This is a genomic window from Streptomyces sp. 13-12-16, from assembly GCF_002114215.1.
Lineage (GTDB): Bacteria > Actinomycetota > Actinomycetes > Streptomycetales > Streptomycetaceae > Streptomyces.
Map to the genome: position 1 here is coordinate 1 of NZ_NCTE01000381.1, position 12,683 is coordinate 12,683.

The window sequence follows — 12,683 nt, forward strand, 5'->3', positions numbered from 1 at the left end:
CGTCGGCCGGGGGCAGTGCCGCTGCCGCGGGACGGGCGGTGGCACCGGGCAGCGGTGCCGGGGCGGGCGTCGCGTCGGGCCGGGGGGGCGTCTCGTGCGGGACCAGGTCGCGCTGCTGGGCGAGCAGGTCCAGGGGCAGCAGGACGACGACGCCGGTGCCGCCGCGGGAGGAGGGGCGGTAGTTGACGCTGATGCCGTACTTCGCCGCGAGCCGTCCCACCACGGCCAGGCCGAGCCGGGTGCCCTGCAGCGAGGCGAGGTCGGTGGCGCGGCCGGTCACGGCCTCCTCGGCGCGGCGCATCGCCGCGTCGGCCATCTTCAGGCCGCTGTCCTCGATGGTGACGACGATGCCGGCGCTGCGGTCCTCGACGTAGACGTGCACCTCGTCGATGGGCGGGGAGAAGTTCGCGGCGTTGTCCATCAGTTCGGCGAGCAGGTGCATCACGCCCTCGGCGGCGAAGCCGGAGACCGCGGCGCGGGTGGAGCAGTGCAGGCGCACCCGCTGGTAGGCGGCGATGCGGCCGACGGCGCCGCGCAGGATGCTCTCCATCACGATCGGCTTGTTCCAGGCGCGGCTGGACCTGCCGCCCATCAGCAGCGCCAGCCGGTCGGTCATCAGGCCGAGCTGGGAGGTGCTGTGGTCCAGCTTCAGCAGGTCGCCGAAGACCTCCTCGCCGTGCCGCTCCTGCATCTCCCGCAGGTCGGCGAGCATCCGCACGGCCTTGGCCTGGACGCGGCTGAGCGCCTTGGCGGAGGCGGCCTGTGCCGCGGCGGCGCGCCGCTCGCTGTGGGCGAGCTCGCGGATGAACGATTCGGCCGGGACGCGCAGCCCCGGCAGCCGGGGCAGGTCGACCTCGGCGAGCACGGTGTCGGCGGACCGGCCGTCGCGCAGCCGGGCGACGGCGGCGGGCAGCGTCTTCGTCACGAAGCGTTCGTGCTCGGCCGCCGCCTGTTCCAGTTCACCGCGCATCGTGCGGTATTCGCCGTCCAGGGCGAGTGCCCGCCGCACGTCCTCCTCGACGGTGGCGGCGACGGTGTGCGCGAGCCGCCGCAGTTGCGGGTCGGACGGCGGAGGCACGCTGCCCAGCACGTCGGCCGCGCTCGCGCCCTCCCGCAGCCGCTGGGCCACGGCGGGCAGCGTCACACCGGCCAGGTGCGAGATCTCGGCCGAGAGCCGGGCCGCCTCCGCCTTCAGCCGGCTGTTCTCCGACTCCCGTCCGGCGGCCGCGCGGCGGGCCCGGTGGAGGAGCCGGTGGTCGACGAGGACGGTGACGGCCACGCACACCCAGCCGGCCACCACCACGGCCAGGGTCCACGTGGAGGAGCCGGACGGCGCCAGGGCGACCGCCGCGCCGCCGGCGGCGGCGCTCGTCACCAGCACGGCCGCCCGTGCGGCGAACGAGGTGCGCGGTGCCCCCGCCGATGGATGCTGGCTGGACGGAGCAGGCACTGGCATGGAGCGGTCCCTCGGTCGGTGAGAGCAGGGGAATCGGGCGACGGCACGACGACAGCCGCGGGCAGGAGGGGTCAGCCAACAGGAAGACGATCTTCCGGCCACGTACGGCTCATGCTAATCACCCTGATGGGCGAGAAAGCCGCGCTTGTTGCACAACCCGTCAGCAATTCGAGTTCGTCGTGAACTCGTCGCCCGTGCGTCCCGCTGTGGTATCCGGGACGAGGCCGGACCAGTCCGGCCCGAGGGCGGAAATACGCACGGAAATCTTCCTGACACGGCGTCACATCGCTTCTCCACGCCCGGATCCGCCGACTCTCCCGCCCGCGCGCAGTGTCGAATTTCGGACGACCATGCGTACGCCGACTTCCTCACGTACGCGGATCTTCGTAACGGCCCGGCCGTCGGGGTGTGGGAATTCCGTTGATCGTGGAGTTTTCGTGACGACGCCCCGTGGTGAGTGGGAGAGAAGCCGAACCGCGCGCCGGGGGAATCCGCCTCGCCGGGGCGGCGGAAACCGGGAGCGCCGCGCGGGCGTCTCGGGTCTGCGCGAATTCCTGGCCGAAGGGACCTTCACACGGTGCACTCCCGGGCCGACGATGCCGGGACGTCATGTCCGTGCAAGCCGGGAGAGCCGATGACAGCGCAGCGCCCCCCTCGTGAACAGGAACAGGGCCACGACGGGGGCCGGCCGGCCCGGCCCGCGCTCCCGTCTCCCGCCGGGCGGCTGCCGGCCCCCGAGCGGTTGTCCTCCTCGGGCCCCGCGGGCCTGCTCGCCCTCCAGCGCCTCGCCGGGAACACCGCCCTGGGGCAGGCCATCCAGCGGGAGCGCGCGGCGGACCGGGCATCGGAGCAGACGTCCGTCCAGCGGTCGGTGCGGGACGCGTTGCGCGGGCCCGGCCGGCCGCTCGACCCCGCGATCCGCACCGACATGGAGGCCCGCTTCGAGACCGACTTCTCCGACGTACGGCTGCACACGGACCACGCGGCACGGGAGTCCGCGGCCGCCCTCGGCGCCCGCGCCTACACCTCCGGCAGCCATGTGGTCGTCGGTGAGGGCGGTGCCGACCGGCACACGCTGGCCCACGAGCTGACCCATGTGATCCAGCAGCGCAGCGGCCCGGTCGCCGGCACCGACCGGGGAGACGGGGTACGGGTGTCCGACCCGGGCGACCGCTTCGAACGCGAGGCCGAGGCCGAGGCCACCCGCGTCCTGGGCGGCGCCCCGCCCGCACCCGCCACGACGGACCACGCGCCGGAGGGACACACGGGGCACGGGCACGGACACACGGGACACGGGCACGGACACGCGGGCGGGCCGGGGACGGCGGTGCAGCGGATGCCGCTGCGCGCCAGCGCGGCCGAGCAGGAGGAGCAGCGCGAGGAGCTCAGCTACCTCGTCGCGATGTGGGTGCCGGACGAGGAGTTCGACGCCGACGGGAACCTCGTGCGGGTACCGGACCGCGTCTACGCCGGCCGGCGTCCGGGCTACGGGACGGACGCGCTGCGCGTCGAGCGCACCGCCTCCCTGCCCAGGGCCTCGGCCGGCCGCCGGGGCGGCACCCTGCAGGAGAGCTGGCAGGTCGAGTACCAGACCTCGTTCTTCGTCTACCGCGTGGAACTCATCAACAGCGATCTCCAGCACAGTCCCACGCTGATCGATCCCGACCGGTCCTTCAGGGTCGTCAGGATGATCCCCAAGGGGTCCGGTGGCCGGTCGATGGGACGGACCTACCGGTTCGGCGACTACTGGGACGTCAACCCGGACTACGAGGGCGAAGGGGACCCCGAAGCCCTGGCCGGACTGCGGAACCTGGACGCCGCCAACCGTGTCACCGACGACGTCACCGATCTCGTGCCGCTGCCCACGGACCCGAGCCAGCCGTTCGTCTTCTACAGGCGTCCCGTGACCGACCCGAGTTTCGCCCACGCGGACGGAACGTCCAACGACAGCCGCCGTTTCCTGAGCACCCGGGGCTTCGACGCCAAGGCGAACCGGGCCGAGGAGCGGAACAACGGCAAGCTCCGCAGGCAGGTCCGGGTGTCCAGGCCGCCGACGGTGGACCGGGCGACCGCCGGGCGCAACCCCGCGGCGGCGATGGGCAACATGCCCGCGCACGGCCTGATGCCGGTGACCGGCCGCGGCGGCGGGGTGGGACGGCGCGCCTCGCACGAGTGGTGCCACCTCATCGGCGACGGCGACAACGGACCCACCGAGTTCCGCAACCTGGTGGTCGGCACCAACGCGGTCAACACGGAGCAACTGGCCATGGAGACCGCGCTGCGGGACTACCGGACCCGTTTCCTCGGGCTCGGCTACGCGATCCGGCTGACCGTCGAGGCGCTCCTCCAACGGCCCGAGGCCGATGCGCCGGCCGTACCGGGCGGCCCGTACCACAAGGCGGACTGGATCAGCTTCGCGATCGACATCATCGAGGACCCCGGCCGCGGCTCCGATGTGGACGGGGCGGCCTCCGTGACCGGGACGGTGCACCGGCAGATCATGGACGCGCAGCGCGGCACCATCACCGAGGCGGAGTTCACCAGCCTCCACAACCAGGTGCGCAACAAGCTGCGCGGGGTCCACGCGGAGCTGCGGGAGGAGCAGGAGCGCGCACGGGCCTCCCGCTACGGTTCCCCCATGTCCATCGGCTCCTACTGAACGAACGGCGCCCGGCTCACCGCCCGCCGCCGGTGAGCCAGGCGGTCGGGTCCGTGTACTGGCCGTCGAGGAGGACCTCGAAGTGGAGGTGCGGGCCGGTGGACAGGCCCGTCGAGCCGACGAGTCCGACGGCCTGGCCGGTGGTCACGCCCTGGCCGGTGGTCACCTGGAGGGCGGACAGGTGGCTGTAGGTGGTCTCCAGCCGTTTCCCGTCGACCGTGCCGTGGTCGATCACCACGCGGTAGCCGTAGGCCGACGTCAGGCCGGCGAACTCGACCCGCCCCTCCCACGACGCGGACACCTGGGCCCCCTGCGGCGCGCCGAAGTCGACGCCCGTGTGGAGTTTGGTGACCCCGGTCAGCGGGTGCGCCCGCGAACCGAACGGCGAGGTGACGGTGAGCGTGGTGACGGGCGGCGTCAGCAGCGCGCCGGCGGCCCGGCCGCCCTCCTGCTCGGGGTTCTTCCGGACCAGGGCGTCGTACCGCGGCAGCCGCTCCTTGACCTCGGCGACGAACGCGCGGGCCGCGCCGGGGACCTTGCCGGCCTTCTCGACCCGGTCCGCCCCGGCCGCGTACGCGGCGAGCGTGAGGTCGGCGACGTCACCGTTGACGGTGCCCTCGGTGCGCAGCGCGGTCATCTTCTCCGCCAGGGAGCAGTCCTGCCGCCCCAGCGCCATGATCGCGTCCACCACGTCGCGCGGCGAGGACGTGCCGTTGCCGTCGTCGTCCCGGCCCCAGGTCTTCCAGCCGGCGTCCGTGAAACGGGCGATGCCCTGCTCGGAGAGGCTCGCGGTGTCGTCCTGCCACCCGGAGAGCCGGTCGATGTGCGCGGCGAGGAGCGCGGGCGTGACACCCGTGCAGTCCTCGGTCGCCTTGCGCAGCCAGGGGACGTAGGAACCGTCCACGTTGCTGACGGCCGACTCCGGCCCGCCCGGCGCCTGGTCCTGCGGCAGGGCCGTGTCGAGGACGCCGGTCAGGGAGAGGAAGGCGAGGACCCCGGTGAGCGTCACCACACCGGGCAGCACGATCAGGGTGAAGGGGCCGGGGCCGCGACGGCGCGGCTCCGTGGTGGCCGGCCCCGCGGTGGGTGCCTGCGGTTCGGGCTGCGCCGTGTCGTCGTCCGCGGGCTCGTTCCGCGTGGCTTCGTTCCCGGTCGTCCCCGCCATGAGGGGGTACGCCGTGTCTTCCCTGTCCTTGGTCACGTGCCGGGCCGGCTCCAGGAGGGCGCCACGGCGGGGCGTGATGTCGGCGGGATGTATCGGCTCACGCTCAGACGCTAACGAGCCCGTGATCACGATGTCACCGGTCGCGAGGACAGGCTGAACTGCCCGATGGGGCACCGCCGGTGCCCGGCGCGACAGCGCCGGGCGGACCTGGATGTGGCCGGCAGACGAGTCGGGCTGTACGCCGGGTTCTGTTCCGGCGGGTCCTCGCGGGCCCGCCGGCGACGGCCATCCATCTAGGGCCGGTGTTGCCACCGGCCTCGTGCGGTCTACCCGCGGACTCGGGCGGGCAGCCCTCGAACGTCCGCGCAGAGTCGCCTTCCCTTCCGAGGAGGCGACTCCTCTTGACCTTGCTCCGGGTGGGGTTTACCTAGCCGCCTGAGTCACCTCAGGCGCTGGTGGTCTCTTACACCACCGTTTCACCCTTACCCAGCGCCTGAGCGCCGGGCGGTCTGTTTTCTGTGGCACTGTCCCGCGGGTCACCCCGGGTGGCCGTTAGCCACCACCCTGCCCTGTGGAGCCCGGACGTTCCTCGGGAAGTCCCGTGAGGGACTCCACGCGGCCGCCCGCCCGGCTCGTCTGCCGTGCCGACCATGGTACCGGGCGCGGGCGGGGCCCCGGTGCGGCGGCCGTCGCCAGGACCGAGCCGGCGAGGATCAGGGCGAAGGCGGCGAGGACTCCTCCCGTCAGGGGCTCGTCCAGGAACAGCGCGCCGGCCGCCACCGCGATCGCCGGGTTGACGTACGTGATCACCGACGCGCGGATCGGGCCCGCCTCCTTGATCAGTTCCAGGAAGGCCGCGAAGGCCACCGCCGTGCAGACGACACCGAGGGCGGCCAGGGCGGCGAGGGTGCCGGCCGAGGGCAGGGCCGCCGGGCGGGTCGCGGCCGCCGCGGGGGCGTAGACCAGGGCGGCCAGGGCCAGGCAGGGCGTGATGAGGTGCAGCGTGGGGACGTCCTTGAGGTGGCGATCGGCGATCAGGGGCGCCGTGGCGTAGCCGACGACCGTCACCAGGACCTCCGCCAGGGAGAGGGCGTCGCCGCCGGTCAGGTGGGGGACGGTGAGGACACCGACACCGCCGAGACCGAGCGCGAGGCCCGTGGTCCGGCGGACGCCCAGCGACTCCGCGGCGCCGAAGGTGGGGGTCCCCCCGCTCGAGCGAAGCCGAGAGTGGGGGAGGGACAGCAGGACGCTGACGATCGGTACGCCCGCGATCAGCAGACCCGCCGTGGAGCTGGACAGGTGGCGTTCGGCGTCGGTCAGGGTGTACCAGGGGCCGATGATCTCGATGACCGCGAACGCCAGCATCGGTTTCCAGTACGTCCGCACGTTCCGGGCCAGCCCCGGCCGGCGCAGGGCGAAGGGGAGCAGGAGCACGGCGCCGAGCGCGCAGCGCACGAACACCACCGTCGACGGGGACACCTCGTCCACCGCCACTTTGATCATCAGATAGGGGATGCCCCAGACCACTCCCATCAGGGAGAACAGGGCCCAGCCGCGTGCAGTCATGAAGGTGAGTGTCGGCCGGGTCGGCGGGCGCTGTCTTGAACGCTGTTGCGGTACGCCGCCGGGGTCACCCCGAGGACGCGGCGGAACCAGCGGGTCAGGTGGGCCTGGTCGGCGAAGCCGACGAGGCCGGCCACCTCGGCGGGGCGCGCTCCGGCGTCCAGGAGGGCGCGGGCCCGGGTCACCCGGTACTGGGCGAGCCAGGCGTACGGGGGCACCCCCATCGTCGTACGGAAGGCGCGCAGGAGCTGGTAGCGGGAGAGGCCGAGGTCGGCGGCGAGGTCGGCGAGGGAGGGCGGGGCGAGCAGTTCGTCGGCCAGGCGGTCGCGGACGGCGACGGTGCCCGCGCCGGGGACCGCCGTGTCGTCCCCGCGGGCGGTGGAGTGGCGGCGGGCGAGGGCGGTGAGCAGCCAGGGGATGCGGGACTCCGCCTCCAGGGGGTCCGGGCAGGAGCTCACGTCCGTGTGGGCACGGCGCAGGGCGGCGGCCAGCTCGGGGTCGTCGAGGACGGGTTCCCGGAAGTGCGGGAGGCCGCTGCCGCCGAGGGTGCCGTCGGTGAGGAGGGCGGGGACGGCGTAGAGGGCGCGGTAGGAGTAGCCGTCGGGAGCGGCGGGGCCGCCGGTGTGCATCTCGCCGGGTTCGAGGACGACGATCGAGCCCGGTCCGGAGACGATGCGCCCGCCCCGGTAGGCGATGGTCTCCAGGCCGCCGACGGTGACGCCGACCGTGAACTCCTCGTGGGCGTGGGGGGCGTACTCGTGCCGGCTGAAGCGGGCGGTGAGCAGGTCGAGGGGAGGACCGCACCGCCCGAGCCGCGCCCTGGTCCAGCGGGCCTGTTCCCGTACGTCCGTCACCTTCCACCCCCGCCCACAGGGGATCAGAGGAAGTCGGCGGTGTCCAGGTCGAATCCGAAGGGGGCGGGGAGGGTGACCGGTTTGCCGAAGGGGCGGGTGCACCGCTCGCGGTACTCATCCTCCTCCGGGTCGCTGAACAGCGTGACCGAGGAGGTTTCGCGGTCGACGAGGAGGTAGAGGGGAATGCCTCCGCGGGCGTAGCAGCGTGGCTTGGTCTCGCGGTCGGTCTCGGGTCTGGCATCGGTCACTTCCACCACCATGGCGACGCCCGCACAGGGCATCCAAGGGCCGGCTCCCCTGTAGAGCCGCAGGTCCCTGGGGGCGAGGGTGCCGTCCGGGATCACGTGGTCCTGTGGGCAGGCGTGCGCGCTCTTCAGCTTCAAGCCCTTGTTCCCGGAGAAGGCCATGGTGGTGCGGGAGCCGGTGTGGATCTGGCTCGCGATCTGACCGAGGCAGTGCTCGTGCGACCCGTCCGGCAGTGGCCTGAGGAGGAACTCCCCTTCGACGAGTTCTGCCCGGAACCCCTCCGGGGTGTTCAGACCGACGAACCAGTCCAGGAGGAGGTTCTCGGAGGTCGGGTCGTATGTGATCACGCTGCTGTGCCTCGCTTTCGGTCGCCGCTCAGACTGGCGTGGGGAGGGCTCACCTCGGGGACGGACGGAGGTCGTTCACCCGATGGGGTTCGCTTGACCCTGCCGCGGCGTCAACGTTTCTACTGGGGTCATGCGGATCGGAGAACTCGCCGCGGCCGTCGGTGTCACCACGCGGGCGGTGCGGCACTACCACCAGCTGGGGCTGTTGCCGGAGCCGGAGCGGCTGGGCAACGGCTACCGGGACTACGGGCTGCGGCACGCCGTCGTGCTGGCGCGGATCAGGCGGCTGACCGAGCTGGGTCTGGGGCTCACCGAGGTGCGGGACGTGCTCGCGGACGACGCGGGGAAGGAGCTCGTCGAGGTGCTGACGGAACTGGACGAGGACCTGGCGCGGCAGGAGGCCGCGATCCGGGAGCGGCGGGCGCGGCTGCGGACCCTGCTGGAGAGCGGGGACGGGCTGAGCGCCGAGGGGCCGGTCTCGCCGGAGCTGGCCGCGCTGTTCCGGGACACGGCCCACCTGGCCGACTCCCCCATGGCCGTCAAGGACCGCGAGATGCTCGCGCTCCTCGAGACCGCGGCGCCGCCGGAGGAACGGGAACGGCTGATGGGGCTGATGGGCGGGGTGGTCGGGGCACCGGGCGGGGCGGAGCGGGTGACGGCCGCGTACCGCCTGCTCGACTCGCTCGCCGAGGCCGGGCCGGACGACCCGCGGGTGGAGGAGGCCGCCCGGGCCCTCGCCGCGTGCGTGCCGGCCGAGCTGGTGCCGGAGGGAACGGACTTCGACGAGAGCGGCAGTTTCCTGCGGGCCTTCTACGCCGACTTCGCCCCCGCCCAGGCGGAAGCGATCCGGCGGATGCTGCGGATCGTGTCGGAGGGCCGGCCGTGAGAGGCGTACGGGTGGGCCGGGCGCTGGTCCGGCACGAGCTGCGGCTGATGATGAGCCTGTGGCTGTGGGTGGCCCGGCGCAGGCACGGTGTCGGCGGCGGGACGGCGTTCGGGTACGCGCGCGGGCAGGCGGCCGTGATGTACGGGTTCGCGTTCGTGTGCGTGGTCGAGACGGTGGCGATGTCCGTGCTGCTGGGCGACTGGCCGACGGTGCACGCGGTGGTGCTCTTCCTGGACGTGTACACCGTCGTCTTCGTCGTCGCGCTGCACGCCGCGTCCGTCGTACGGCCCCATGTGCTGGGTGACGGGGTGCTGCGGGTGCGCCGGGCCGTCCACGTCGATCTGCGGATACCGGTCGGGCGGATCGCCTCGGTCCGGCGTGAGCTGCGGATGACGCACGAGGTGGCGGAGGGGGAACTCGATCTCGCCGTCGGTTCGCAGACGACCGTCACGGTCGAGCTCGCCGAGCCGGTCACCCACGTCACCTTCTTCGGGCGTCCCCGCGAGATCCGTGTGGTCCGCTTCCACGCGGACGACTCCGACGGGCTCGTCCGCGCGCTCGCCTCCCCCGCTCCCCTCGGTGATAGCGTCCGACCGGACGGCTGTCGGAGGGACACGGCACGTGGTGGGCAAGGCTGAGGAGACGCCTCGCGAGCGGTACCGCGCCCAGGTGCGCGCGGAGATCAAGGAGCGCGCCTGGGAGCAGATCGCCGCCTCGGGGGCGCCGGGGCTGTCGCTGAACGCCATCGCCAGGCAGATGGGGATGAGCGGGCCCGCGCTGTACCGGTACTTCGCCGGCCGTGACGAACTGATCACCGAGCTGGTCCGGGACGCCTACCGCTCCCTCGCCGACGTCTTCCGCGCCGCCGCCGCGTCCGGCGCGGACCTCGACGGGCTGGGGCGCGCGCTGCGCGCGTGGGCGCTCGACGACCCGCAGCGCTACTTCCTCGTCTACGGCACACCGGTCCCCGGCTACCACGCCCCCGACGACGTCACCACGACCGCCCGCGAGATCATGACGGTCGTCCTCGACGCCGCCCGCCCCGTCGCGGGCCCGGCGGACACCACCGGCCTCGACGACCATCTCGCCGAGCACCGGGAGTGGGCGGGCGACCACCCCGCGGACCCCGCCGCCCTGCGCCGCGCGCTGTCCTTCTGGACCCGGCTGCACGGGGTGCTCTCCCTGGAGCTGGCGGGGCACTTCACGGGCATGGGCTTCGACCCGGCCGTCCTCTACGGCGCCGAACTGGACCGGCTGGCACACGCCGTACGCTGACTTCGAGCTCGATCGAAGGAGTACGTGTGCTTGTCCTGCTGCCGCCGTCCGAGGGAAAGGCCGCTTCCGGCCGCGGTGCCCCGCTGAAGCCCGAGTCGCTGTCGCTGCCGGGGCTGGCCGCCGCGCGGGAGGCCGCCCTGGCCGAGCTGGTGGACCTGTGCACCGGCGACGAGGACAAGGCGCGCGAGGTGCTCGGGCTGAGCGAGGGGCTGCGGGGCGAGGTCGCGAAGAACGCGGAGCTGCGGACCGCCGGTGCGCGGCCCGCCGGGGAGATCTACACCGGGGTGCTGTACGACGCCCTGGACCTGGCGTCCCTGGACGCGGCGGCGAAGCGGCGGGCGGCGGCGTCCCTGCTGGTGTTCTCGGGGCTGTGGGGCGCGGTGCGGGTCACCGACCGGATTCCCTCCTACCGGCTCTCGATGGGTGTGAAGCTGCCTGGCCTCGGCGCGCTGGGCGGGCACTGGCGTGCGCCGATGGCCCAGGTGCTGCCCGAGGCGGCCGGGGACGGGCTGGTGCTGGACCTGCGGTCGGCGGCGTACGCGGCGGCCTGGAAGCCGAAGGGCGAGGTGGCGGCGCGGACGGCGACCGTGCGGGTGCTGCACGCGCCCACGCGGAAGGTGGTCAGCCACTTCAACAAGGCGACCAAGGGGCGGATCGTACGGAGCCTGCTGACCGCCGGGGCCGCGCCGGAGGATCCCGCCGGGCTGGTGGAGGCGCTGCGGGACCTCCGGTACGAGGTGGAGGCGACGGCGCCGGCCAGGGCTGGGGCGGCGTGGGCGCTGGACGTGCTGGTGGACGAGGTGCACTGATTGCACCCTCTGCAATGAGCTTTGCGCAGTGCGCATCGGTGTGGGCAGGATGACGTCATGCGCTCTCCCCTGCCCTCCCCGGATTCCTCCTCCGTGCTGGACCTCGCCCCCGTCGTGCCCGTCGTCGTCGTCGAGGACGCCGCCGACGCCGTACCGCTGGCGCGGGCTCTGGTCGCCGGGGGCCTGCCCGCGATCGAGGTGACCCTGCGGACGCCCGCCGCGCTCGACGCGATCCGGGCGATCGCCGGTGCGGTGCCGGACGCCGTGGTCGGCGCCGGGACGGTGATCACGCCGGAACAGGTGGGCGAGGCGGTGGCGGCCGGGGCGCGGTTCCTGGTCAGCCCGGGGTGGACGGACGTGCTGCTGGAGGCGATGCGGGCGTCCGGGGTGCCGTTCCTGCCGGGGGTGTCGACCACCTCGGAGGTGGTGGCGCTCCTCGAGCGGGGGGTGCGGGAGATGAAGTTCTTCCCGGCGCAGGCGGCGGGCGGTACGGCGTACCTGAAGTCGCTCGCCGGTCCGCTTCCGCAGGCCCGCTTCTGCCCGACCGGGGGCATCGGCCCCGGTTCCGCGCCGGACTACCTCGCGCTGCCCAACGTGGGGTGCGTGGGCGGGAGCTGGATGCTCCCGGCGGACGCGGTGGCCGCCCGGGACTGGGGCCGCATCGAGGCGCTGGCGCGGGCGGCGGCGGGGCTCAGCGCAGGTGCGAGGTGTCGTTGAACAGGCGGACGCTGGCGTTGCCGTCGGCGTAGTACGCCACGGCGGAGAGCGAGGCCGCCGAGAGTTCCATACGGAACAGGGCCTCGGGCGGGGCGCCCAGGGCGAGGCGTACGAAGGTCTTGATCGGTGTCACGTGGGTGACGAGCAGGACCGTACGGCCGCGGTACTCGGCGGTCAGCCGGTCGCGGGTGGCGGCGACCCGGGCGGCGGTGGCCGCGAAGCTCTCGCCGCCGCCGGTGGGTTCGGCGTCCGGGGAGGACAGCCAGGCGTTCAGGTCGTCGGGGTGACGTTCGCGGACCTCGCCGAAGGTGAGGCCCTCCCACGCGCCGAAGTCCGTCTCGCGCAGCCCGTCCTCCACGGCCACGTCGAGCCCGAGACGGGCGGCGACGATGCCGGCGGTCTCGCGCGTACGGGCGAGGGGCGAGGCGACGACCGCCTGGACGGTGCCGCGCCGGGCGAGGAACTCGGCGGCCCTCTCGGCCTGTTCCCGGCCGACGCCGGAGAGGGAGGGGTCGCTGCCGCCGCTGCCCGAGAAGCGCTTCTGCGGGGTCAGCGGGGTCTCACCGTGCCGCAGCAGCACGAAGGTCGCGGGCGGCCCCAGATCGGCGGGCGCCCACCCGGCACTGGGCGTGGCGACGGCCCGCGCGGCACGGAGATCGGCGCCGGCTTTCACACCGGCGGCCTCGGGCGCGGTGCCGGTCCCGGC

11 protein-coding genes, 1 other RNA gene and 1 pseudogene are annotated in these 12,683 nt (G+C 73.7%); 6 read left to right on the forward strand and 7 right to left on the reverse strand.

The annotated features are described in order from the left end of the window. Positions 1-1,456: ATP-binding protein (locus B7767_RS15820; protein ID WP_107486121.1), on the reverse strand; the 1,456-nt coding region annotated here is incomplete at its 3' end. A 634-nt stretch (positions 1,457-2,090) separates the two neighbouring features. Between B7767_RS15820 and B7767_RS44640 the strand changes: the two genes are divergently transcribed. Further along, a complete protein-coding gene (locus B7767_RS44640; protein WP_107486119.1) occupies positions 2,091-4,115 on the forward strand; it encodes a DUF4157 domain-containing protein in 2,025 nt (674 codons plus the stop codon). A gap of 16 nt (positions 4,116-4,131) precedes the next feature. Here the strand turns inward: B7767_RS44640 and B7767_RS15830 are convergent, their stop codons facing one another. The 5 genes and pseudogenes from B7767_RS15830 to B7767_RS15850 form a co-directional block, all read right to left on the reverse strand. Further along, positions 4,132-5,316, reverse strand: a complete 1,185-nt coding sequence (locus tag B7767_RS15830) for a M23 family metallopeptidase (protein WP_256923450.1) — start codon at positions 5,314-5,316, stop codon at positions 4,132-4,134. Positions 5,317-5,501: 185 nt separating this feature from the next. Continuing rightward, an RNA gene (rnpB, locus tag B7767_RS15835) (RNase P RNA component class A) lies at positions 5,502-5,915 on the reverse strand. 115 nt (positions 5,916-6,030) lie between these two features. After that, positions 6,031-6,846, reverse strand: a pseudogene (locus B7767_RS49300) (DMT family transporter); the annotation flags it as partial. Next, positions 6,843-7,697, reverse strand: a complete 855-nt coding sequence (locus tag B7767_RS15845; protein WP_085572752.1) for an AraC family transcriptional regulator — start codon at positions 7,695-7,697, stop codon at positions 6,843-6,845. The gene B7767_RS15845 and the pseudogene B7767_RS49300, both read right to left, overlap by 4 nt. A gap of 23 nt (positions 7,698-7,720) precedes the next feature. Then, positions 7,721-8,287, reverse strand: a complete 567-nt coding sequence (locus tag B7767_RS15850) for a Uma2 family endonuclease (RefSeq protein WP_085572758.1) — start codon at positions 8,285-8,287, stop codon at positions 7,721-7,723. 133 nt (positions 8,288-8,420) lie between these two features. Here B7767_RS15850 and B7767_RS15855 point away from each other — a divergent pair, with 133 nt between their 5' ends. The 5 genes from B7767_RS15855 to eda are packed head-to-tail and all read left to right on the forward strand — an operon-like array spanning position 8,421 to position 11,977. Next, positions 8,421-9,176 (forward strand): MerR family transcriptional regulator, encoded by a 756-nt coding sequence (locus B7767_RS15855; RefSeq protein WP_085572753.1) that lies wholly within the window; start codon positions 8,421-8,423, stop codon positions 9,174-9,176. 47 nt (positions 9,177-9,223) lie between these two features. Continuing rightward, positions 9,224-9,814 (forward strand): hypothetical protein, encoded by a 591-nt coding sequence (locus B7767_RS15860; RefSeq protein WP_085572759.1) that lies wholly within the window; start codon positions 9,224-9,226, stop codon positions 9,812-9,814. Continuing rightward, positions 9,798-10,451 (forward strand): TetR/AcrR family transcriptional regulator, encoded by a 654-nt coding sequence (locus B7767_RS15865; protein ID WP_085572754.1) that lies wholly within the window; start codon positions 9,798-9,800, stop codon positions 10,449-10,451. The genes B7767_RS15860 and B7767_RS15865 overlap by 17 nt, the downstream gene beginning before the upstream one ends. 26 nt (positions 10,452-10,477) lie before the next feature. Further along, positions 10,478-11,260 (forward strand): peroxide stress protein YaaA, encoded by a 783-nt coding sequence (yaaA, locus tag B7767_RS15870; protein ID WP_085572755.1) that lies wholly within the window; start codon positions 10,478-10,480, stop codon positions 11,258-11,260. Positions 11,261-11,317: 57 nt separating this feature from the next. Further along, positions 11,318-11,977: a bifunctional 4-hydroxy-2-oxoglutarate aldolase/2-dehydro-3-deoxy-phosphogluconate aldolase gene (eda, locus tag B7767_RS15875; protein ID WP_085572756.1), complete on the forward strand. Its 660-nt coding sequence runs from the start codon at positions 11,318-11,320 to the stop codon at positions 11,975-11,977. Here eda and B7767_RS15880 read toward each other — a convergent pair. Next, positions 11,952-12,683: bifunctional RNase H/acid phosphatase (locus B7767_RS15880; protein WP_256923457.1), on the reverse strand; the 732-nt coding region annotated here is incomplete at its 5' end. The genes eda and B7767_RS15880 overlap by 26 nt on opposite strands.

Bases quoted from the DNA above. Each gene is read 5' to 3' on its own strand.
- B7767_RS15855 (WP_085572753.1), top strand. From the start codon at position 8,421: ATGCGGATCGGAGAACTCGCCGCGGCCGTCGGTGTCACCACGCGGGCG.
- B7767_RS44640 (WP_107486119.1), top strand. From the start codon at position 2,091: ATGACAGCGCAGCGCCCCCCTCGTGAACAGGAACAGGGCCACGACGGG.
- B7767_RS15860 (WP_085572759.1), top strand. From the start codon at position 9,224: ATGATGAGCCTGTGGCTGTGGGTGGCCCGGCGCAGGCACGGTGTCGGC.
- eda (WP_085572756.1), top strand. From the start codon at position 11,318: ATGCGCTCTCCCCTGCCCTCCCCGGATTCCTCCTCCGTGCTGGACCTC.